The following is a 22588-nucleotide window of genomic DNA, read 5'->3' as shown; positions in this document are numbered from 1 at the left end:
TTTATAAAAGCACGCCCTGGACATTAAGACCTTAGCGGAACCCCAAGCCATGAACAAAAATCTACGCTTCAGCCATAAAATTTTGCTTGCCGCCGCCCTCATCGTCATTGCCGCCTTCGCCTCGTTCACGCTGTACAACGACTGGCTGCAGCGCAATGCAATCCGCGATGACCTGAACAATTACCTCAACGAGATGGGCGAGGTCACTGCCGACAACATCCAGACCTGGCTCAGCGGGCGCATCCTGCTGATCGAGAACGCGGCACAGAACATCGCCATCAATCCCGAGCCTGCCGCCGTTGCCAGCCTGCTGGAACAGAAAGCCCTGACCTCGACGTTCATGGCTTCCTACCTCGGCGATGCCACCGGTCACTTCACCATCCGTCCGGATGCGAAGATGCCGGACGGTTTCGATCCACGGGTTCGCCCTTGGTATAAAGGTGCCGAAAGCAGCAGCACTTCGACCCTCACCGAACCGTACATCGACGCGGCCACCGGCCAGACCATCATTTCCATCGCCACTGCCGCGAAAAAGGCCGGCCAGAGCGTGGGCGTGGTGGGCGGCGACCTGAGCCTGCAAACCCTGATCAACACTCTCAGCGCCCGGGACTTCTCTGGCATGGGCTACGCGTTCCTGGTCAGCGCCGACGGCAAGATCCTGGTGCACCCGGACAAGGCCCTGGTGATGAAATCGCTCAAGGAAGCCTACCCGCAGGACACGCCGCGCATCAGCAGCGACTTCAGTGAAATCACCGTCGACGGCAAGACCCGTATCGTCACCTTCACCCCGATCAAGGGCCTGCCGTCGGTGAACTGGTACATCGGCCTGTCGGTGGACAAGGACAAAGCCTTTTCGATGCTCAGCCAGTTCCGCACCTCGGCCGTGATTGCGACTGTGATTGCGGTGGCGATCATCATCGCCCTGCTCGGCATGCTGATCCGCATCCTGATCCAGCCGCTGCACGTCATGACCCGCGCCATGGAAGACATCGCCGACGGCGAAGGCGACCTGACCAAGCGCCTGACCATCCAGAACCAGGACGAATTCGGCGTACTCGGCACTGCCTTCAACCGCTTCGTCGAGCGGGTTCACGGTTCGATTCGCGAAGTGTCGTCGGCCACCGGGCAAGTCAACGAAGTCGCCCTGCGGGTCGTCGCGGCTTCCAACTCGTCGATGTACAACTCCGACCAGCAAGCCTCGCGCACCAACAGCGTGGCCGCCGCGATCAACCAGCTCGGTGCCGCCGCTCAGGAAATCGCCCGCAACGCCGCGCAAGCCTCGACCCAGGCCAGCGACGCCCGTGGCCTGGCCGAAGACGGCCAGCAAGTGGTGGATCGCAGCATCAAGGCAATGAATCAACTGTCGAGCATGCTCAGCGCGTCGAGCAGCAACATCGAATCGCTGAATAGCAAAACCGTGAACATCGGCCAGATTCTCGAAGTGATCACCAGCATTTCCCAGCAGACCAACCTGCTCGCGCTCAACGCCGCCATCGAAGCAGCGCGGGCCGGTGAAGCCGGGCGCGGGTTTGCGGTGGTGGCGGACGAAGTGCGCAACCTTGCCCACCGCACTCAGGAATCGGCGCAACAGGTGCAGACCATGATCGAGGAGCTGCAAGTCGGCGCCCGCGAATCCGTCAGTACCATGAGCGACAGCCAGCGCCACAGCCAGGAAAGCGTGGACATCGCCAACCTCGCCGGCGAGCGCCTGAACAGCGTGACCCAGCGGATCGGCGAGATCGACGGCATGAACCAGTCGGTGGCCACCGCCACCGAGGAACAGACCGCCGTGGTCGAGTCGATCAACGTCGACATCACCGAGATCAATACGCTGAACCAGGAAGGCGTGGAGAACCTGCAGGCGACCTTGCGCGCCTGTTCCGATCTGGAACAACAGGCTTCGCGCCTGAAGCAACTGGTCGGCAGCTTCCGGATTTAAGCTGCTCCCCCCGGATGTCTTCGCGGTTCAGTCCGCGAAGACATCTTCACCTCCCGCAAAACCTCCCCCACCCCGCCGCATATCCCGACCGAACATCTATTCTGGAGAAAGGTCAACACGGGACATCAACACGCGGAGGGGCACTCACTGTGCATATCGCTGAAACCACGCTGGCGCGCCAACACGGACTTCACGCATGAGTCGCGGCATTCTGTTGCTGATCGGTCTGCTGGCGGCGGTGCTGATCCCTTCTTTACTGGGTGGCGGGGAAACCTGGACCCGGCTGCAAGCCTTTCCTCTGCACTGGCTGTCGATCCTGCTGGCCATGATTCTGCTCTGCTGGGGCATCAACACCTTGCGCCTGCGATTGCTGCTCGGCGATCAGCGTGAACGGGTCACACTGCTGAAAAGCCTCGGCGTGGTCATGGCCGCCGAGTTCGCCTGGTGCGCCACACCCGGCGGCACTGGCGGGCCGCTGACGATCATGGCGCTGCTGGCCCGTAGCGGCGTGCGCCCGGCCCGGGGCAGCGCGGTGTTTGCGATGGATCAGCTGAGCGACTTGCTGTTCTTCCTGTGTGCACTGGGCGGGATTCTGATTTATGCGCTGTTCCAGCATCTGAGCGACCGGATGGAATGGCTGCTGACTGTCAGCGCCATATCGCTGTTCGGCGGGCTGTTCAGTTGTGTGCTGGTGGCGCGTTATCACCGCACGCTGATTCGCTTGAGTGGCCGGCTGCTGGCGCGCATGAACGTGCAACCCGCTACGAGGTGGCGCTGGGCGCGCAAGCTGCTGCATTTTCTCGCGGCGTTCACCGATGCCCTGAAACTGCCTCGACAGACACTGTTCAAGGTGTTTGCCTTGACCTGCGTGCATTGGTCGCTGCGTTACAGCGTGCTGTATCTGGCGCTGCGCGGGCTGGGGGCGGACGTGCAGTGGGCCTGGACGTTTCTGATTCAGATGCTTTCGCTGGGAGCGGGACAATTCAGCCTGTTGCCGGGCGGTGCCGGGGCGGCGGAGCTGACCTCGGCGGCGCTGCTGGCGCCCATGGTCGGGGCTTCGACCGCTGCGGCGGCGATTCTGATCTGGCGGGCGATGACGTTTTACTTCTACCTGCTGGTGGGCGGGCCGATTTTTCTGCTGATGCTCGGGCGTCCGCTGCTCAGGAAGCTGATGAAGGTGCGGCAGGCTTAGCGTCGTCCGGTTTCTCTTCATTGAGCTGTTCCCACAACGCGGCGGCGTCGGGGAAGTCCGTGCCATCCTCCGGGCCCAGGTCATCCGGGTCATAGCGGCTCAGGCAGCCTTCACCCAAGGTGGCGGGCGCTTTGGAGGTGGCTTTGTCCAGTGGATCGCTCATGGGCATGTCCTCAAGGGCTGAAACAGGGCGAAAAAAAGGGCCTGAAGCGATTGAACGCCCAGGCCCTTTGTTTTTCAACCGTAAAGGGTTCGATCAGAACACGACGGTCTTGTTGCCGTGCACCAGCACGCGGTCTTCAAGGTGATAACGCAGGCCACGGGCCAACACCATCTTCTCGACGTCACGGCCGAAACGCACCATGTCTTCGATGCTGTCGCTGTGGCTGACACGCACCACGTCCTGCTCGATGATCGGGCCGGCGTCCAGCTCTTCAGTCACGTAGTGGCAGGTCGCACCGATCAGCTTCACGCCGCGCAGCGACGCCTGGTGATACGGTTTGGCGCCGACGAACGACGGCAGGAAGCTGTGGTGAATGTTGATGACCTTGTGCGCGTATTCGCGGCACATGTCCGGCGGCAGGATCTGCATGTAGCGCGCCAGCACCACCACTTCGGCATCGTGCTGCTTGACCAGGCGCGACACTTCGTCGAAGGCCGGTTGCTTGTCCTGCGGATTGACCGGGACGTGGTAATAAGGAATGCCGTGCCACTCGACCATGCTGCGCAGGTCGTCGTGGTTGGAAATTACGCAGGAGATCTCGCAATCGAGTTCATCGCTGTGCCAGCGGTGCAGCAGGTCGGCCAGGCAGTGGGACTCACGGCTGGCCATCAGCACCACGCGTTTTTTCTGCTCGGTGTCGGTGATGCGCCAGTCCATCGAGAACTCTTCGGCGATCGGTGCAAACTTCTCGCGCAACACCTCGATACCGAAAGGCAGGGAATCGGCACGGATTTCGTGACGCATGAAGAACCAGCCGACCTGATTGTCCGAGTGGTGGCTCGCTTCGGTGATCCAGCCATTGTGGGCCGCCAGAAAGTTACTGACTTTGGCAACGATGCCAACGCGGTCCGGGCAAGAAATCACCAACCGAAAAGTGCGCATGAGGGGGAAACTCCAGAACTTCGCAAAGGCGGCCATTCTAGCGACTACGCCGCAAAACTGCAGTATTGATGAGCCTTGAGCCCCGGCAGGCCTCGCTGCAGTTTTTTTGACGCGGACAACCGTCAGGATGATGGCGCAGTAATAGCCATGCACCAACGGATCTCTGTGAATATCTGTGAAGACTGCATCACATTATTTAACTGAATATTCAATTCAGGGCTTTTCAACGCAACTAATTCAAATAAAAAGCCCGGTTAAATGTTTACTTGATGAAACAGCCTGACTATTATTGCCGCACTGTCCCCTGCCATCGTGCACTCCCAATAAGGTAGTAATCATGTCCTTGATCAACGAATATCGTGCCACCGAAGAAGCAATCAAAGAGCTGCAAGCCCGTTTGAAGAACCTGTCGCAAGACGACAAACTGCAAACCGAGCTGGAATTCGAAGGCAAACTGCGCACCCTGATGGGCGAATACTCCAAATCCCTGCGTGACATCATCGCGCTGTTGGATCCAGAGTCCAAAACCAAGGCCCCACGTGGCGGCGCAGTAAAAACTACCGGCACCAAGCGTGCTCGCAAAGTTAAACAATACAAAAACCCGCACAACGGTGAAGTCATCGAAACCAAAGGTGGCAACCACAAGACTCTGAAAGAGTGGAAAGCCAAGTGGGGCGGTGACGTGGTTGAAGGCTGGGCTACCCTGCTGGGCTAAGCCGCAACCCTTGTCGCAGACCCGTCTGCGACACCAAAAGAAACGCCAGCATCCGCTGGCGTTTTTTTATGCCCGTCGTTCAAGCGACGGGCATGTTCGATTTCAAAGATTCAAACGTTTGCGCAATGCCTGGACATAATTCTGCCATTCAACCAGCACCTCGCGCTGTAATGGCGTGGCACTAAGCAGCCATTGCTCTGCGGCCTCTGTAAAAGATTGCAAGGTATTAGGAGCCCCCCATTCAGGCTCGGACAAGCGCTGCCGACAAAAGATTTGCCAGCGTTCTTGCTCTTCGAAATTCAACGTATCCGGAAAGTTACGCGCTCGATATCGAAACAACAATTCAGGCAAACGTTCGTCATCGAACGGCCATTGCTCTCGCGCTAATTGAGCAGGATCTGCCGTCCTCACTTGCTCACATAGTCGCCGGTCACGATCACCGATAAATCCGTCGTACAACTGTTGTTCAGGATCTTCACTCGGGGTGAAATCTTCGCTGGCATAAATCGCCGCGACTTTATCTTTCCAAACTTGTTGTGCGTCACTTAGTCGCAATGCACGCGCCTGATACAGCGCCATGTCCAGACCCAGACGCTGCTGATCTTCAGCTCTCAGCACCGACAACGGCGCCACCACCGGGCACTTGTTGATGTGAATAAGCTTGAGCGGCACCGGCAACTCGCCTTCGGCCAGATCATCACGACGGGTATACAGACGCTGACGCAATGTCTGCGCATCCAGGTCGAGCAGGCCCTGCGGGTCCAGGTGCAGATCACAGACGATCAACGCGTTCTTGTTGCGCGGATGCCAGGCCAATGGCAGCACCACACCGACATAACTGCGCGCCGCCGAGAAGCGTCCGGAAATGTGCACCATCGGCTGCAACAGGCGAATCTGGTCCATGACTTTCTGCTTGCTGCGCAACTGGAACAGCCAGTCATACAGTTTCGGCTGTTTCTCGCGGATCAACCGGGCCAGGGCGATGGTGGCGCGCACGTCCGACAACGCCTCGTGGGCATTGCCGTGATCGATGTTGTTGGCGGCGGTCAGGCGCTCGAGCTTGAGCGTGACCTTGCCTTCATCATCGGTCGGCCAGACCAGACCATCCGGACGCAACGCATAAGCAGCGCGCACCACATCGATCAGATCCCAGCGACTGTTGCCGCCCTGCCATTCGCGGGCATAAGGATCGAAAAAGTTGCGATACAGGCTGTAGCGAGTCATCTCGTCGTCGAAGCGCAGAGTGTTGTACCCCGCACCGCAGGTTCCGGGAGCGGCGAGTTGGGCGTGAACCCGGGTCATGAAATCAGCCTCGCTCAAACCTTTCTCGGCGAGACAACTCGGGGTGATACCGGTGATTGCGCACGCCGCCGGGTGCGGCAGAATATCTTCGCTGGGCTGGCAGTAAAGATTGACCGGCGCGTCGATTTCGTTGAGTTCGTGGTCGGTGCGGATCCCGGCCACCTGCAACGGACGGTCACATCGGGGATTGATGCCGGTGGTTTCGTAGTCGTACCAGAAGATGGAAGTCACGGGTGGTTCCTGAACTGAAGATCGGCAAAGTCTAGGCGTTCGACGGCGGTCGCGGCCAGCGCGGCATCATTCAGGCACATTTGGTTGAACGATGTGTATGACATAGTTATGTCGTTTTCCCCCGAGAGACTGCTAGCATCGGACTCACTTGCATCCCGATCCGGCAACATCAGGTAGCCCATGCTCGAGACCACAGCACCGCCAAGGAAAGCAACGCTGGCCCCGCCACTGGATACGCGGTATCAGGTCGAAACGCCGGAAGGCATCGACCTGCCGCTGCGTCCCGCCGGCCTGATGGTGCGTGCCGTGGCGTTCACCATCGATCTGGGTTTGCGCGGGTTGATCATGGGGCTGCTGTTCATGCTGCTGGCGTTGCTCGGCAAACTCGGTATCGGTCTCGGTTCACTGCTGCTGTTCGCGGTGAGCTGGTGGTACATGGTGCTGTTCGAAGTGCTGCGTCAGGGCCGTTCGCCGGGCAAGCAATGGATGGGCCTGCGGGTGGTGCACGACGATGGCACGCCAGTGGGCTGGTCGGCCTCCTTGTTGCGCAACCTGCTGCGTTTTGTCGACCTGATGCCGTTCGGCTATTTCCTCGGCGCCATCAGTTGCCTGCAACACCCGACCTTCAAACGCCTCGGCGACATCGCTGCCGGCACGCTGGTGATCTACAGCGAACGCCCGCTCAAGCGTCCGCAGTTGCCTGATGCTGAGCCCCGTCGCTCACCGATCCCGCTGACCCTGACTGAACAACGCGCCCTGCTCGCTTTCGCCGAGCGTCAGGGCGAACTGTCGACCGCGCGGGTCAATGAACTCGCGGCGCTGCTCGCTCAGCCACTGCACATCAGCGCACCGAAAGCCGTCGGTGAACTCAACGGCATCGCCCGCGGCCTGTTGGGGCCGACATGAAGCAAAGCCTTTTCGAAACCCGCCACAAGGCCGAATGGGAGCGCTTTACGCTCGCCCTCGAACGTCTGGAACGAGGCAAGGACACTTCGCAGGTGGCCGAATTTCCCAAGGCCTATCGCCGACTCTGCCAACATCTGGCCCTGGCGCAGGAACGTGGCTACAGCAGTTTTCTCGTCGACTCGTTGCAGCAGCTTGTGCTGCGCGGTCATCAACAACTTTACCGTCACCGCAGCCAGCTCGGCGCTAACGTACTGGGTTTCATCCTGGCCGGATTTCCACGGCTGGTACGCGCCGAATGGCGCTTCGTACTCGCCGCCGGGTTGCTGTTCTTCGGCAGCCTGACCGGTTTCGGATTGCTGGTGTACCTGTTCCCGGAGCTGGTCTACAACCTGATCCCCGCCGATCAGGTGCGCGAGATGCAGAGCATGTACGACCCCGCCGCCGGCCACCTCGGGCGCTCGGCCGAACGTGCGGCCAGCGAAGACTGGGTGATGTTTGGCTACTACATCATGCACAACATCGGCATCGCCTTTCAGACCTTCGCCAGCGGTTTGCTGCTGGGAGTAGGCAGTGCGTTTTTCCTGTTCTACAACGGTTTGATCATCGGCACCGTGGCCGGGCACCTGAGTGAAATCGGCTTCGGCCAGACTTTCTGGTCCTTCGTGATCGGGCACGGAGCGTTCGAACTCACGGCTATTGCATTGGCCGGGGCGGCGGGACTGAAACTGGGGTGGGCGTTGATCGCGCCGGGACGCCTGACACGCGGCGAGGCCTTGAGACACGCGGCGCGCCAGAGCGTATTGCTGATCTGCGGCGTGATGCTGTTCCTGTTGATCGCCGCGTTTATCGAGGCTTATTGGTCGTCACGCACCGGGGTCACGCCGCAGACCAAATACCTGGTCGGCGCCGGGCTCTGGCTCTGCGTGGCGACCTATCTGCTGTTCGCCGGAAGGACCCGCCATGCGCCTGAGTGACGCCACCGTGGTGATCCGCCCGCGTACCACCTGGGAAGCCATGGACCTGGGCGTGCTCATGAGCCAGCAACATCGGCGCTTGCTGATGACCAGTTGGGCCATCGTCACCCTGCCGCTGTTCGTGGTGCTCAGCCTGCTTCTGTGGGATTCGCCGTCGCTCGCGGTGTTCATCTTCTGGTGGCTGAAACCGGCGTACGAGCGCCTGCCGCTGTACATCCTGTCCAAAGCCCTGTTCGGCGAAACGCCCACGCTGAAACAGGCATTACGCCAGTGGCCAAAACTGCTTAAACCACAGTTGCTGGCGAGCCTGACCTGGCGACGCCTGAGCTTCAGTCGCAGCTTCCTGATGCCGGTGGTGCAACTTGAAGGCCTGGGCGGCATCGCACGCCAACAGCGTTTGCGGGTGCTGCTGCAACGCAATGCCGGCGCGGCCCAGTGGTTGACGATCATTGGCGTGCATCTGGAAACGGCGCTGTGGATCGGCCTGATGGTGTTGTTCTACCTGCTTCTGCCACAACAGGTCGAAACCGATTGGGACTGGCAAAGCCTGATCTTCGCGGCCGACCACCAATGGCGCTGGCTCGAGCACCTGACCAATGCCTTCTATGCACTGATACTGGTGATCTGGGAACCGATCTACGTCGCCTGCGGCTTCAGCCTTTACCTGAACCGGCGCACCGCGCTCGAAGCCTGGGACATCGAACTGGTGTTCCGCCGCCTGCGTCAGCGCCTGAACAGCAGCGCACTCGGTTTGCTGCTGGTGGTGTGTCTTTTGCTGCCGGGAGTGCCTTCGGCATGGGCAGCCGACCCCGCCACCGCTCCGGATGCGCCCCGACTCCTGAATCAGCCACTGACCAGTCAGGCATCCCGCGACAGCATCAAGGCCTTGCTGGAACAACCGCCGTTCAAGAACAAGGAAACCGTCACTCGTTATCGCTTTGGCGAAGACCCCGCCACCACCGAAAAACCCAAGGACGGCAAGGCGCCGCAATGGCTGAAAACCTTGCTGGGCTGGCTCAACGGCCAGCACCTGAACGGGCTGGCCAAGGCGATTGAAGTGCTGCTGTGGGCCGTGGTGATTGGAGCGCTCGGCTGGTTGATCTGGCGCTATCGCGAGTTTCTGCAAACGTTCGTCAGCCGTCGCCCGCGACTGCCCGAGCGAATAAAGCGCCCCGTGCCACAGCAAGCCTTCGGCCTCGACCTGAGCCGGGAAACCCTGCCCGACGACATCGCCGCCAGCGCCGAGCAACTCTGGCAAACCCAACCCCGTGCGGCGCTCGGCCTGCTGTATCGGGCGTTGCTCAGTCATCTGCTGCACGATTTCAACCTGACCCTGAAACCGGCCGACACCGAAAGCGAAGTGCTGGCGCGGATCGAACATTTGCAGCGTCCGGACCTGCTCGCTTACAGCCGCAGTCTGACCCGCCACTGGCAGAACATGGCCTACGGACACCGCGTACCGGCGGCGCATCTGCAACAGGAATTGTGTGATGGCTGGCGCACGCTGTTCGGCCACGGAGCCGCCCGTTGAACCGGCGCGCACTCTGGCTGGTCGGCGCGCTGATCGTCGCCCTGTTGGGCGCATTGGGCGTTTATCTGTACCTCAAGGCCACGCCTTACCAGGCCGTGGTCGATCACGGCCCTTCCCCCGCCGCGCAAGCCAATCCTTATCTGGCGGCGGAGATGTTTCTACGCGGTCGCGGGATAGCCGTCAGTCATGCCGAGAGTCTCGCCGTGTTACCCGAGATCGACCCTCGCCGCCACACGCTGCTGCTGTTCAACGACCGCTCGAACATGACCCCGCGCCAGGTCGATCAAGTCTTGAACTGGGCCCGGGCCGGCGGACGACTGGTGTTCGTCGCCGAATCGATCTGGGATGAAAAGACCGGCCAGAGCAATGACCTGCTGCTCGACCGCGTGCAACTGCATCAGTCCCTGAGCAAGGATCTGAAAGACCCGCCGCCGGATGCCGACGACGATCCCTACCCCAACCTGACCAAGCTCTATCTGGAAGACGAAGACGCCCCCGCCTACGCCGGGTTCGACACCGCGTTCCACCTCGACGATCCGAAAAACCTCGCGCAAGCCTGGGCCAACAGCGCCCGCGCCACGCACATGATGCAACTGCCCTACGGCGTCGGCACGATCACCGTGGTCACCGATGCCGATCTGTGGAAAACCCCGGCGATTGCGCAGCACGACAATGCCTGGCTGCTCTGGTACCTGAGCGCCGACACCGCCGTGACCTTGCTGTACAACACCGAACATGACGGTCTGCTGACCCTGCTCTGGCGCTATTTCCCACAAGCCATCGTTGCCCTGCTGGCGTTGATCGGTCTGTGGTTGTGGCATGTCGGCGTGCGTCACGGGCCGGTGCAGGCTCCTGCCCCGAGCGGTCGTCGTCAGTTGATGGAACACCTGCGCGCCAGTGCCGATTTCATCCTGCGTCACAACGGTCAACAGACCTTGCTGCAAGCGTTGCAGCAGGATGTCCTGCGCCGCGCCCGCCATCGTCACCCCGGTTTCGACCAATTGAACGTCGCCGAACAATGGTTGGCCCTGTCACGCCTGACCCGCCAGCCGACCCGTGCCATCAGCCAGGCCCTGAGCCCGGCACCGAAGCGGCGCATGTCCAGCGCCGAATTCTGCCGTCAGGTCGCCCACCTGCAAGCCTTGAGGAACTCGCTATGACCGAACACATCGAACCCGGCTCGCCCAGCCACGCGGCCCAGCAACGTCACCGAGCCAGTCAGTTGGCCCAAGCGGTACGCGGTGAATTGCAGAAGGCACTGATCGGCCAGAACCCGGTGATCGACGATGTACTGACCGCGCTGATCGCCGGCGGCCACGTGTTGCTCGAAGGCGTTCCCGGCCTTGGCAAAACCCTGCTGGTACGCGCCCTGGCCAAATGCTTCGGCGGCGAGTTCGCACGCATCCAGTTCACCCCGGACCTGATGCCCAGCGACGTCACTGGCCACGCGGTCTACGACCTGCAGACCGAACAGTTCAAACTGCGCAAAGGCCCGTTGTTCACCAATCTTCTATTGGCGGACGAGATCAACCGCGCCCCGGCCAAGACTCAAGCCGCCCTGCTCGAAGCGATGCAGGAACGTCAGGTCACCCTCGAAGGCCGGGCCCTGCCGATTGCCCAGCCATTCATGGTGCTCGCCACGCAAAACCCGATCGAACAGGAAGGCACTTACCCGTTGCCCGAAGCCGAGCTTGATCGCTTCATGCTCAAGGTACGCATGGATTACCCCGACGCCGATCAGGAGCTGGACATGGTGCGTCAGGTCACCCGCTCGACCCGCGCCGACATGCTCGATGTGCAGCCGCTACGCACCGTGTTGCAGGCCAAGGACGTGCAAGCCCTGCAACGCATCGCCAGCGATTTGCCGCTGGACGATCAGGTGCTCGATTACGCCGTACGATTGGCGCGCAGCACCCGCACCTGGCCGGGGCTGAGCCTCGGTGCCGGCCCCCGCGCTTCCATCGCACTGGTACGCTGCGCCCGCGCCCGGGCCCTGCTGCGCGGCGGTGAATTCGTGATCCCGGACGACATCAAGGGCTGCGCACTGGCGGTGTTGCGCCACCGGGTACGCCTTGCACCGGAGCTGGACATCGAAGGGCTGCAAGTCGATCAGGTTCTTCAGCAACTGCTCGATCAAGTACCGGCGCCGCGCCTGTGAAACCCTCGCGCCTGCTGTTGATCTGGCTGGCGATCCTGCTGGCCATCGGCATTGTGCTGGGCGCGTTGCAGGCGCTGAACGTCGAGGTGCCTTCGAGCCTGCTGTCGATCAACTGGGGATTGTTGCTGGCGTTGTTTGCACTAAGTCTGCTGGATGCCCTGCGCCTGAAGCGCATGCCCTCGCCTCGCGTGCAACGACAGATGCCCGGCAGCCTGGCACTCGGTCGCTGGAGCGAAGTGCGGCTGGAGATCGAACACGATTTCGACCAGCCACTGGCCATTCAAATTTTCGACCACGTACCCGACGGCTTGAGCTTTGAACACCTGCCGCTCAACACCGAGCTACAACCCGGCCAACGCAACCTGATCGGCTATCGCCTGCGCCCGCTCAAGCGTGGCCATTTCACTTTCGAAACCTGCGAACTCAACCTGCCGAGCCCCTTCGGTCTGTGGTCCGGCAAACGCCTGCTGAACCTCACCGACCACACCCGCGTCTACCCCGACTTCGCCCGCCTCTACGGCGGTCAACTGCTGGCGGTCGACAACTGGCTCAGCCAGCTCGGCGTACGCCAGCGCCAACGTCGTGGCCAGGGGATGGAGTTTCATCAACTGCGGGAGTTTCGCGAAGGCGACAGCCTGCGCCAGATCGACTGGAAAGCCACCGCCCGCCATCGCACACCGATTGCCCGGGAGTACGAAGACGAACGAGATCAACAGATTGTTTTCATGCTCGATTGCGGGCGACAGATGCGCAGTCAGGACGGCGAGCTGTCGCATTTCGATCATGCGTTGAATGCGTGTTTGCTGTTGAGTTATGTGGCGTTGCGCCAGGGGGATGCGGTGGGGTTGTCTACCTTCGCCAGTGATCAGCCTCGGTTCATTACACCGATCAAAGGTACGGGGCAGCTCAAGGTGTTGCTCAACAGTGTTTACGATCTGGATAGCACGCGACGTTCTGCGGATTATCCGGCAGCGGTGAATCAGTTGCTGACCAGACAGAAGCGCCGGGCTTTGGTGGTATTAGTGACCAATGTGCGGGATGAGGCTGATGAGGAGTTGCTGAATGCCGTCAGACGCCTGAGCCAGCAGCATCGGGTACTTGTGGCCAACCTCCGCGAGAGCACGCTTGAAAATGCACGGCATTCGCGGGTGCAAACAATAGAGCAGGCCCATGAGTACTGCGCAACAGTGGACTATCTGAATGCCCGAGCGATACTCCATGAACGGTTGAGTGCTCAAGGAGTGCAAGTGATGGATATCCCCCCCAGCGAATTGAGCACGGACGTAATATCACGATATCTAAGCTGGAAGAAATCTGGAGCGCTCTGACCCCTCTCAATCTCACACTCGAGGGGATCAAATAAAATCACAATAATCAAGAGAACCTCAACGAAGTAAAAAACCTTAAGGCGCAGGCATTGATAAAACGGTGCTGCTCATCCAAGGAGTATCAAAACCTCCTCACGATCCAACTAATTTGAGTAGACATCTCTAGTCAACTCACATTTGCAAACACCGCTGCTATCCTTGGAGCTTCTCTAACGGAGTCTCAGAATGCCTGCTAAATACTCTCTATCGGACGTGCTGGAAAGGATGTATCAGAACCAACTCGGCCTGGAAGCCGCCCTGATGGAGTTGGTACTCCAGGTCGAAGCTCAGGGAATGGTGGAAACCGGAAAAAACGTCCGTGAAGCACTTTTTACAATTGGAGAAAACGCCGGTTTCATCAAACAAGGCTTGGCCAAGCTGAAAGGAGAACACCACGGCTAAATTCCGGCTTTTCAGACATATGTCCCAGAGATGTTCGATGTCTTTCGCCTATAAGTCGTGCCTTCCAAAACGAATCGTTGATTGGAAAGACTCTTACAACTTGGTTCTCAAAATCTCCTCGCTGACCACGGCTACTGTAGTCCTGTCCTGCCCGTAAAGTTTCTCTAGCTTAGGATTGAAACCGTTGCCCTTTCAGCACTTGAGGACGATTGCAAGGCGGGGGAATTGAGGCTACAGCAACTGACGCTTTTACCTACACATATGAGCGAATCCGCTGGCTTGTGCACCTTGACGTTGACCCGTAACTTGATCCCCGTCGCTACCAATCAGCGGCCGGGTTTAGTCGCCCGAGGTAAGATAGGTTTGCAAACGCGTCATCCAGTCGGGTATTCCCTATCCCTGCACTAGATGGTGGCTGTGAGCAGGGTGCCCCCGGGCACGCCGGAAAAAAGCCTTACTTCCCCGGTCGACTAACCTGCTTACAGCTGCCACCCCTCGTTTAGTCGCGAAGCGGTAACAGCCCAACTTATTAGGAAGTTAGGTATGTTCAAAGCAACACCAAATCCTCCGTCGGATATCGATCCAACGGACACGACTGATCAAACTGACCCGGTCTCCCCCTACGCTTCAATCGACTCAAAAAAACTCCACGACGCCGCCCACCGGGCCCTCGATTTCTACCTCAATCCCTCGCCCGAAAAACCGCGCAATTCCGTGGATCGCGGCATGCAGATGTTCAAGGTCGATCCCGACATTAACCCCGAAGCCATCGCCATCCAGACCTACGAAACCTTTTCGTCAGTCAGCATCCTGCTGCTCGACCTGGCGGACAGCCTGGACGACAAGCCGCGGCATCTAGCGATGGCGATCTATCAACTGAGCGAGTTAGGGTTGTTGCTGGTGGAGAAGACGCTGGATAACGAGCGGGCGATTGCGATAACCGCGTAAGAAAAAAGGGCCACAACCTGCGGCAGGTTGTGGCCCTTTTTTGTTTTCAGGCCGAAGCCGGCAACGGCTGAAAACTGAAGTACTGCTTCAACGCCTCGACCAGTTGCCCATACTCCGGCGGAGTCCGGTACAGGCTGAAGCCGGCGTCATAATGTTGAGGAGTCGCGTCTTCGTGGCACCACAGGCAGCAAGCCGTCAGGTCGATGACCTGCTGGCAGCCCTCGCCCAGGGGAATTTTCAGGCGCAGTTTGAATTCGGCACCGATCATCATCGGCAACTGGCTGATCAGCATCAAACCGTCTTCAGAGACGTTGCCCAGAAAGCCGATGGGTTTGTCGGTGACGCTGTTGAACACTCGCAGAAAATACGGCAACTGGTGCCGTTCGATTCGACGGTCGGTAAACATGAGCGTATCGCCATGCATGGCCCGGTAAACGGGCCGCACTGTGCTTCGGAACGAACCTGCCCTACAGGTCCGCTCTCCCTGCTTCCGGTGTGGCGCTTGCCACGTCTATCTCATGCCAGTCGCAGGTGTTGCGCCGGTACAGAGTTCATCTGCACCGGTGTCTGAGGACTATAGCTCACCTTGTACAGCCAGCCAGCTTTTGTATGACAACCGCCATCAAAAGCGAGTTGGACGCACCACGGCTGCTGCGCTACGGGTCGGGTAATGACCCAGGCTCTGCAGGGTTTCCAGACGCGCGCGGGCGCGGTAGGCGTATTCGCTGTTGGGGTACGAGGCAATGATGAACTGATAGGTCTGCGCCGCATCGACAAACATTTTCTGCCGCTCGAGGCACTGGCCGCGCATCATCGACACTTCCGGCCACACGTAAGGACGGGCACGGCTGGCGCGTTCGACCTTGGACAGTTCGAGCATCACCTGCTCGCAGTTGCCCCGGTCGTAGGCGCTGTAGGCGTTGTTCAAATGATGGTTCATCGACCAACGGGTGCAGCCCGTGACGGCGAGGACGCTGAGGGCAAGGGCGGCAATGGGCACGAATCGCATGGGGTATTCTCCTGTCTTGTGATCATTATCGACCTCTGGCGAGAAATCTTCAGAGCCCTTTGCTCCGATTGTCGCGTTCAATAAAGAAAACAATAAGTAGTGCAAACGAACAATGACTACACCCAAAGAGCGTAGTAGCCTCTGCGAGCGCTTGAACCTGAGGAGTCTTTGCATGTCCGTCCGTCGTACCAAAATCGTCGCTACCCTTGGCCCGGCCAGTAACTCGCCGGAAGTTCTCGAACAGCTGATTCTGGCTGGCCTGGACGTCGCCCGTCTGAACTTCTCCCACGGCACCCCCGACGAGCACAAGGCTCGCGCGAAGCTGGTGCGTGACCTCGCTGCCAAGCACGGCCGCTTCGTCGCCCTGCTGGGTGACCTGCAAGGCCCGAAAATCCGTATCGCCAAATTCGCCAACAAGCGCATCGAGCTGAAGATCGGTGACAAGTTCACCTTCTCCACCAGCCATCCGCTGACCGAAGGCAACCAGCAGGTGGTCGGTATCGACTACCCGGACCTGGTCAAGGACTGCGGCGTGGGCGACGAGCTGCTGCTCGACGACGGCCGCGTGGTGATGCGCGTTGATACCGCGACCGCCACCGAACTGAACTGCACCGTGACCATCGGCGGTCCGCTGTCCGACCACAAAGGCATCAACCGTCGCGGTGGCGGCCTGACCGCTCCGGCCCTGACCGAGAAAGACAAGGCCGACATCAAGCTCGCCGCTGAAATGGAAGTCGACTACCTCGCCGTGTCCTTCCCGCGTGACGCCGCCGACATGAACTACGCCCGCCAACTGCGCGACGAAGCCGGCGGCACTGCCTGGCTGGTAGCGAAGATCGAACGCGCCGAAGCCGTGGCCGACGACGAAACCCTCGACGGTCTGATCAAGGCTTCCGACGCCGTGATGGTTGCCCGTGGTGACCTGGGTGTGGAAATCGGCGACGCCGAGCTTGTGGGCATCCAGAAGAAAATCATTCTGCACGCACGCCGCCACAACAAGGCTGTGATCGTGGCGACCCAGATGATGGAGTCGATGATCCAGAACCCGATGCCGACCCGCGCCGAAGTGTCCGACGTGGCCAACGCCGTGCTCGACTACACCGACGCCGTGATGCTGTCCGCCGAATCCGCTGCCGGCGCTTATCCGCTGGAAGCCGTACAGGCCATGGCGCGCATCTGCGTCGGCGCTGAAAAGCACCCGACCAGCAAGACCTCCAGCCACCGCATCGGCAAGGAATTCGAGCGCTGCGACGAGAGCATTGCGCTGGCGACCATGTACACCGCCAACCACTTCCCGGGCGTGAAAGCGATCATCGCGCTAACCGAAAGCGGCTACACCCCGCTGATCATGTCGCGTATCCGTTCGTCGGTGCCGATCTACTGCTTCACCCCGCACCGCGAAGCCCAGGCCCGCGCAGCGATGTTCCGTGGCGTGTACACCGTTCCGTTCGACCCGGCTTCGCTGGCACCGAACGAAGTCAGCCAGAAAGCCATCGACGAGCTGGTCAAGCGCGGCGTTGTGCAGAAGGGTGACTGGGTCATCCTGACCAAGGGCGACAGCTACCACACCACCGGCGGCACCAACGGCATGAAGATCCTGCACGTGGGCGACCCGCAGGTCTGAGTGACCGGTTGCTGAAAACGAAAAGCCCCGCCATGTGAATGGCGGGGCTTTTTCATTTCAGATTGATCGTTCCCACGCTCCGCGTGGGAATGCCTCAATGGACGCTCCGCGTCCGCTTCGGCATGGGACGCGGAGCGTCCCGGGCTGCATTCCCACGCAGAGCGTGGGAACGATCGGTGCACGGAGTGCGGCGGCGGTCGGCGGTCGGCGGTCGGCGGTCGGCGGTCGGCGGATATCTCAATGGCGTTTGATGAACCCGGTCAACGCCGCCAACGCCTCCGGCGAACGAAGCCGCTGGGTGAACAGCGCGCCCTCCTCCTCGATCACCTTGCGAATCAATTCGCGATCCGGCGCCCGCATCAATTGCTTGCTGATCCGCACCGCTTCAGCCGGCAGCTCGTCAAACCGCAACGCCATCTCCCGCGCCTTGGCCAGTGCTGCTTCGCCGCTGCCCAGTGCCTCGGTGGCAATCCCCCAGGCCGCCGCTTGTTCACCGGTAAAACCTTCACCCAGCAACAACAACTCCGACGCTTTGGCCTGCCCGAGCAAACGCGGCAGGATCAGGCTGGAACCGAACTCCGGGCACAACCCGAGATTGACGAACGGCATGCGCAACCGTGCATCCCGCGCCACGTACACCAGATCGCAATGCAACAGCAGCGTCGTGCCAATCCCCACCGCCGCCCCGGCCACGGCGGCGATCACCGGTTTGCGGCATTCGAGGAGTTCAAGCATGAAGTGAAACACCGGGCTGTCGAGGTCGCTCGGCGGTTGCTGGATAAAGTCGGCGATGTCGTTGCCGGCGGTGAAGCACTCGGCGCTGCCGGTGATCAGCACCGCGTTGATCTCGGGGTCTTGATTGGCCTGCTTGAGCGCCTCGGCCAACTGGCTGTACATGGCGCGGGTCAGGGCGTTTTTCTTGTCGGGGCGGTTGAGGCGCAGGGTCAGCAAACCGCGTTCGCGGTGCAGCAGGATGGCTTCGGGCATGGCAGGTCTCGCGTCTGAAGAATCAGCGCTCAACCACGGCTCAGGAAGACATCGGCCAGCAGTTGATTGCGCGGCAGTCCGGCCAGGAACAGACGCTTGGCAAACGCGTCAACGCTGGCAGTCGAGCCGCAGACTAAGGCCAGCGTTTGTCGGGAGACAAGGCGCAGTTGCGCCAAAGCGGCCGGCAACTCGGCCGCCGTCCACAATTCGACGCTGAGGTTTTCCCGCTGCGCGGCCAGTGCTTCAAGGGGTTTGGCCAGGTAATGCCCGTCGGCATCATGGGCCAGATGAATGACGCGAATGGCGCCCCGATGATCCTGACGCAAGGCTTCGCGCAACACACCGAACAAGGGGCCTAGTCCGGTGCCCGCCGCCAGTAGCCACAGCGGCCGGTCGTGCCAGTCCGGGTCGTAATGCAACGCACCGCCGCGCAGTTCACCGAGGCGGATCGGGTCGCCGATCTGCAAGCGGCGCGCGGCATCGCTGAATTCACCGGGCTGGCGGCAATCGAGGTGAAATTCAAGAAAACGGTCTTCTTCCGGCAGGCTCGCCAGCGAATACGGCCGCGCAACGTGGCCGGCCCACAGCACCAGATGCTGGCCGGCGCTGTAGCGCAACGGTCGCTGGGGTGTCAGGCGCAACCGCAGCACGCTGTCGCCGAGCCAGTCCAGCGCTTCGACCGAGGCCGGGCGACCATCGGTGACGGGATCGAAGGTGTGCACCTGCAAGTCCTCGATCACCTGACACTGACAGGCCAGGCGCCAGCCCTGATCACGCTGTTCAGCGCTCAAGGCATCGGGGCGACTGTCAGCAGGCAGACCTTGCACGCATTGCACCAGACACGCATGGCAACTGCCGGCGCGGCAGCTATAAGGCACCGCCACACCGTTCTGATTGAGAGCATCGAGCAGGTTGCTGCCCGCCGCCACCGACCACTTTCGTTCACCGACCCGCAGTTCAGGCATCGACGTTCTCCCACGCGGCTGCGCAACGGTTGCGCCCGTCGCGTTTGGCCCGGTACAGCGCCTGATCGGCGCGCTGCAAGGCGTCGTCCAGATCATCGCCCAGTTCCAGCAGGGTCATGCCGGCAGACAGGCTAAGGTTTTTCACATTCAGGCCCACCAGTTCAACGTCGGTGAAGGCGATGCGCAGCCGTTCGCAACAGGCGGTCAGCCGCTCGGCGTTGCAATCGGGCAGCAGCACCACGAATTCTTCACCACCATAACGGGCCAGCACATCACCGTCACGCAGACAGGCACCGGCCACTCCGGCGAAGGCTTGCAGCACCTGATCGCCGGCCGCATGACCGTGTATATCATTGATGCGTTTGAAATGGTCGAGGTCGATCAGCGCCAGACCGTGCACCACGTCGGCTTCCATCGCGTTCAATTCGCGGGTGGCCAGGCGCAGGAAATGCCGGCGGTTGAACAGCCCGGTCAGTTCGTCGGTGGCCACCAGGTCTTCGAGCTGGCGCATCATCCCGCGCAGGGTGTCCTGATGCGCCTGCAAGGCAAACCGGCGCTGGCGCATGCGTTGCCGTGAGGTCTGGACGAAGCGTGCGTAGATCACCAGCCATGCCAGCACGATCAACAGAATGCACGCCTGCAACGCGGAGAGCGCCGGATCGTGCAGGCGGAAGTGGTAACCGTCCCACAGCGTGATGGCGCAGAAACTGAAGAACACCAGCATCGCGCAGCGCACAAAGGCCCGGCGCGACAAATGGAACAGGCCGAACAGCAGGATCAGCACATAGAAGACCAGGAACTCGCCCCGCGCTTCTTCCAGATGCGCGATCAGCCACGTCTGCCAGCCGAGGCCGAGCAGCACTTGCGCTTCGGTCAGGCTCGGGTCGGAGAACCGCAGGTTGGCACCTGAGAAAAACACCGCGAACAGAGTCGCCTGGCTGATGACCACCAGGGCGCTGCCGACAGCGACGCCTGTCAGCGAATCTTCGTAGTGTCCGGTGAAATACGCCAGCCACAGCAGCAGCAAGGCCAATCCATAGGTGGCTGCAGCGAGGGCGAAGCGTTTGAGCAAAAGACGTTGAATGGCGTTATGGGTCAATCGTTGACTCACCGTGCGATAAGAGGCTGACCGAGTGTCCTACTCTACAGACCGGCTGCCACTTTAGTGGCGTAGTCGATAAATGACCATTGATTTTCGGGCCGGATAATTGGCGTCAAAAAAGCCCTTGGGCCCGCCCCTCCCGGCTTCCCGGAGCGCCCGCCAATAGCGCCGGCCGCGCGTGATTTTTTGTCGGCCTTCGCCGTCCGCAAACAGCGAACCGGACGCAGCGCTTGCAGACCACATCGACCGGCTCCTGCCATGCGACCAACGAATGACTACCGGCGCGTGTCACCACCAGGGAGGCGCGGTATACTGCCGCGCCTTTTTAGCGTCGCGCCAGCAGCCCCGGCGTGCCTTGAAAGGTGTCTGCGACCGACCGATGCACCCAAGCCGCAGGCACCTTATTGAATGTTCCCGTCTTTTAGAGGAGCGCGACTCATGACCGTGATCAAGCAAGACGACCTGATTCAGAGCGTTGCCGACGCCCTGCAATTCATTTCCTACTACCACCCCGTGGACTTCATCCAGGCGATGCACGAAGCCTACCTGCGCGAAGAATCGCCAGCGGCCCGTGACTCGATGGCGCAGATCCTGATCAACTCGCGCATGTGCGCCACCGGCCACCGGCCGATCTGCCAGGACACCGGTATCGTGACCGTGTTCGTGCGTGTGGGCATGGACGTGCGTTGGGATGGCGCGACCATGAGCCTGGACGACATGATCAACGAAGGCGTGCGCCGCGCCTACAACCTGCCGGAAAACGTCCTGCGTGCCTCGATCCTCGCCGACCCGGCGGGCGCTCGTAAAAACACCAAGGACAACACCCCGGCGGTCATCCACTACTCCATCGTCCCGGGCAACACCGTGGAAGTGGACGTGGCGGCCAAGGGCGGCGGTTCCGAGAACAAGTCGAAAATGGCCATGCTCAACCCGTCCGACTCGATCGTCGACTGGGTGCTGAAGACCGTTCCGACCATGGGCGCCGGCTGGTGCCCACCGGGCATGCTGGGCATCGGCATCGGCGGCACCGCCGAGAAAGCCGCTGTCATGGCGAAAGAAGTGTTGATGGAGTCCATCGACATTCACGAGCTGAAAGCCCGTGGCCCGCAGAACCGCATCGAAGAAATGCGTCTGGAGCTGTTCGAGAAGGTCAACCAGCTGGGCATCGGCGCCCAGGGCCTCGGTGGCCTGACCACCGTGCTCGACGTGAAGATCATGGATTACCCGACCCACGCCGCCTCGCTGCCGGTGTGCATGATCCCGAACTGCGCTGCCACCCGTCACGCCCACTTCGTGCTCGACGGTTCCGGCCCGGCTTCGCTGGAAGCGCCACCGCTGGACGCCTACCCGGAAATCGTCTGGGAAGCAGGTCCGTCGGCCCGTCGTGTCAACCTCGACACCCTGACCCCGGAAGACGTGCAGAGCTGGAAGCCGGGCGAAACCGTCCTGCTCAACGGCAAGATGCTCACCGGTCGCGACGCCGCGCACAAGCGCATGGTCGAGATGCTGAACAAGGGCGAAACCCTGCCGGTGGACCTCAAAGGTCGCTTCATCTACTACGTCGGCCCGGTTGATCCGGTCGGTGACGAAGTGGTTGGCCCGGCTGGCCCGACCACCGCCACGCGGATGGACAAGTTCACCCGTCAGATCCTCGAGCAGACCGGCCTGTTGGGCATGATCGGCAAATCCGAGCGCGGCCCGACTGCGATCGAAGCGATCAAGGACAACAAGGCTGTGTACCTGATGGCCGTCGGCGGCGCCGCTTATCTAGTGGCGCAAGCGATCAAGAAGTCCAAGGTACTGGCGTTCGCCGAGCTGGGCATGGAAGCGATCTACGAGTTCGAGGTCAAGGACATGCCGGTCACCGTTGCGGTGGACAGCAAAGGTGAATCGGTCCACATCACCGGTCCTGCGATCTGGCAACAGAAGATCAGCGAGAGCCTTGCGGTGGAAGTGCAGTAAGCTATTTGCCTTATAAAAACGGCCGGCTCATCCAAGTGGATAGCCGGCCGTTTTTTTGAATGTATAAAATTCGCACAATAATGCAGGGGAGGTTTTTTCGAGCGCAATTGTCGATACCTCCAGTTCGGTATCTGCAAAAAAATACGGCACGCTCATCGCATCTATGAAC

21 protein-coding genes and 1 pseudogene are annotated in these 22588 nt (G+C 60.7%); 14 read left to right on the top strand and 8 right to left on the bottom strand.

The window, feature by feature from the left end; genetic code table 11:
- Positions 1-49: 49 nt before the first annotated feature.
- From AC07N4_RS22690 to gpgF, 3 genes and pseudogenes are all read left to right on the top strand, one after another.
- Positions 50-1081: pseudogene (locus tag AC07N4_RS22690) on the top strand (HAMP domain-containing protein); the annotation flags it as partial.
- Between the two features lie 93 nt (positions 1082-1174).
- Complete coding sequence (locus AC07N4_RS22685; RefSeq protein WP_371858320.1) at positions 1175-1939, top strand: methyl-accepting chemotaxis protein; 765 nt, start codon at positions 1175-1177, stop codon at positions 1937-1939.
- A 196-nt stretch (positions 1940-2135) separates the two neighbouring features.
- On the top strand, positions 2136-3131 hold the full coding sequence (gene gpgF, locus AC07N4_RS22680; RefSeq protein WP_493066013.1) for a glucosaminyl phosphatidylglycerol flippase: 996 nt from the start codon (positions 2136-2138) through the stop codon (positions 3129-3131).
- Here the strand turns inward: gpgF and AC07N4_RS22675 are convergent.
- Entirely contained in the window at positions 3100-3294 is a 195-nt protein-coding gene (locus AC07N4_RS22675; protein ID WP_192558846.1) for a hypothetical protein, read from the bottom strand. The genes gpgF and AC07N4_RS22675 overlap by 32 nt on opposite strands.
- Before the next feature lie 93 nt (positions 3295-3387).
- Positions 3388-4236: a formyltetrahydrofolate deformylase gene (gene purU, locus AC07N4_RS22670; protein ID WP_007912774.1), complete on the bottom strand. Its 849-nt coding sequence runs from the start codon at positions 4234-4236 to the stop codon at positions 3388-3390.
- 337 nt (positions 4237-4573) lie between these two features.
- Here purU and mvaT point away from each other — a divergent pair, with 337 nt between their 5' ends.
- The gene (gene mvaT / locus AC07N4_RS22665; protein WP_007933316.1) at positions 4574-4951 is read left to right on the top strand and encodes a histone-like nucleoid-structuring protein MvaT; all 378 of its coding nucleotides are present in this window, start codon (positions 4574-4576) and stop codon (positions 4949-4951) included.
- A gap of 102 nt (positions 4952-5053) precedes the next feature.
- On the opposite strand, the gene sbcB is transcribed toward mvaT, so the two are convergent.
- Complete coding sequence (gene sbcB / locus AC07N4_RS22660; RefSeq protein WP_493066014.1) at positions 5054-6484, bottom strand: exodeoxyribonuclease I; 1431 nt, start codon at positions 6482-6484, stop codon at positions 5054-5056.
- 180 nt (positions 6485-6664) lie between these two features.
- Between sbcB and AC07N4_RS22655 the strand changes: the two genes are divergently transcribed.
- The 8 genes from AC07N4_RS22655 to AC07N4_RS22620 all read left to right on the top strand — a co-directional run bounded on the left by AC07N4_RS22655 (position 6665) and on the right by AC07N4_RS22620 (position 14770).
- The gene (locus AC07N4_RS22655) at positions 6665-7390 is read left to right on the top strand and encodes an RDD family protein (protein WP_192558848.1); all 726 of its coding nucleotides are present in this window, start codon (positions 6665-6667) and stop codon (positions 7388-7390) included.
- A complete protein-coding gene (locus AC07N4_RS22650; RefSeq protein ID WP_493066015.1) occupies positions 7387-8364 on the top strand; it encodes a stage II sporulation protein M in 978 nt (325 codons plus the stop codon). Before AC07N4_RS22655 ends, AC07N4_RS22650 begins: the two co-directional genes overlap by 4 nt.
- A complete protein-coding gene (locus tag AC07N4_RS22645) occupies positions 8351-9895 on the top strand; it encodes a DUF4129 domain-containing protein (RefSeq protein WP_493066016.1) in 1545 nt (514 codons plus the stop codon). The genes AC07N4_RS22650 and AC07N4_RS22645 overlap by 14 nt, the downstream gene beginning before the upstream one ends.
- Entirely contained in the window at positions 9892-11055 is a 1164-nt protein-coding gene (locus AC07N4_RS22640) for a DUF4350 domain-containing protein (protein WP_493066017.1), read from the top strand. Before AC07N4_RS22645 ends, AC07N4_RS22640 begins: the two co-directional genes overlap by 4 nt.
- Positions 11052-12053, top strand: coding sequence for an AAA family ATPase (locus tag AC07N4_RS22635; protein WP_096818339.1), 1002 nt, complete (start codon positions 11052-11054; stop codon positions 12051-12053). The genes AC07N4_RS22640 and AC07N4_RS22635 overlap by 4 nt, the downstream gene beginning before the upstream one ends.
- The gene (locus AC07N4_RS22630) at positions 12050-13381 is read left to right on the top strand and encodes a DUF58 domain-containing protein (protein ID WP_102621261.1); all 1332 of its coding nucleotides are present in this window, start codon (positions 12050-12052) and stop codon (positions 13379-13381) included. Before AC07N4_RS22635 ends, AC07N4_RS22630 begins: the two co-directional genes overlap by 4 nt.
- Before the next feature lie 225 nt (positions 13382-13606).
- Positions 13607-13822 (top strand): hypothetical protein, encoded by a 216-nt coding sequence (locus AC07N4_RS22625; RefSeq protein WP_102621260.1) that lies wholly within the window; start codon positions 13607-13609, stop codon positions 13820-13822.
- 543 nt (positions 13823-14365) lie between these two features.
- Complete coding sequence (locus tag AC07N4_RS22620) at positions 14366-14770, top strand: DUF6124 family protein (RefSeq protein WP_102621259.1); 405 nt, start codon at positions 14366-14368, stop codon at positions 14768-14770.
- Between the two features lie 46 nt (positions 14771-14816).
- Here AC07N4_RS22620 and AC07N4_RS22615 read toward each other — a convergent pair whose 3' ends face one another.
- Together AC07N4_RS22615 and AC07N4_RS22610 are read right to left on the bottom strand one after the other, a co-directional pair.
- Positions 14817-15176 (bottom strand): PilZ domain-containing protein, encoded by a 360-nt coding sequence (locus AC07N4_RS22615; RefSeq protein WP_096818351.1) that lies wholly within the window; start codon positions 15174-15176, stop codon positions 14817-14819.
- A gap of 216 nt (positions 15177-15392) precedes the next feature.
- Positions 15393-15779, bottom strand: coding sequence for a tetratricopeptide repeat protein (locus AC07N4_RS22610; protein WP_007951249.1), 387 nt, complete (start codon positions 15777-15779; stop codon positions 15393-15395).
- A 172-nt stretch (positions 15780-15951) separates the two neighbouring features.
- Between AC07N4_RS22610 and pyk the strand changes: the two genes are divergently transcribed.
- Positions 15952-17403 (top strand): pyruvate kinase, encoded by a 1452-nt coding sequence (gene pyk, locus AC07N4_RS22605; RefSeq protein WP_096818355.1) that lies wholly within the window; start codon positions 15952-15954, stop codon positions 17401-17403.
- 237 nt (positions 17404-17640) lie between these two features.
- Here pyk and AC07N4_RS22600 read toward each other — a convergent pair whose 3' ends face one another.
- Genes AC07N4_RS22600 through AC07N4_RS22590 form a run of 3 tightly spaced genes read right to left on the bottom strand, consistent with a single transcriptional unit; the run spans position 17641 to position 20454 of the window.
- Positions 17641-18390, bottom strand: coding sequence for an enoyl-CoA hydratase-related protein (locus AC07N4_RS22600; RefSeq protein ID WP_102622784.1), 750 nt, complete (start codon positions 18388-18390; stop codon positions 17641-17643).
- 29 nt (positions 18391-18419) lie between these two features.
- Positions 18420-19355 carry an iron-sulfur-binding ferredoxin reductase gene (locus tag AC07N4_RS22595; RefSeq protein ID WP_102622785.1) on the bottom strand — a complete coding sequence of 312 codons (936 nt, stop codon included), beginning with the start codon at positions 19353-19355 and terminating at the stop codon, positions 18420-18422.
- Positions 19348-20454, bottom strand: coding sequence for a GGDEF domain-containing protein (locus tag AC07N4_RS22590; RefSeq protein WP_096818361.1), 1107 nt, complete (start codon positions 20452-20454; stop codon positions 19348-19350). Before AC07N4_RS22590 ends, AC07N4_RS22595 begins: the two co-directional genes overlap by 8 nt.
- Before the next feature lie 441 nt (positions 20455-20895).
- Between AC07N4_RS22590 and AC07N4_RS22585 the strand changes: the two genes are divergently transcribed.
- Complete coding sequence (locus AC07N4_RS22585) at positions 20896-22419, top strand: fumarate hydratase (protein WP_003205127.1); 1524 nt, start codon at positions 20896-20898, stop codon at positions 22417-22419.
- The last annotated feature ends 169 nt before the right edge of the window (positions 22420-22588 follow it).

Source organism: Pseudomonas sp. GW821-FHT09E04, assembly GCF_059416185.1.
The sequence above is the reverse complement of the archived record's forward strand: the minus strand, read 5'-3'. Positions and strand labels throughout refer to the sequence as shown.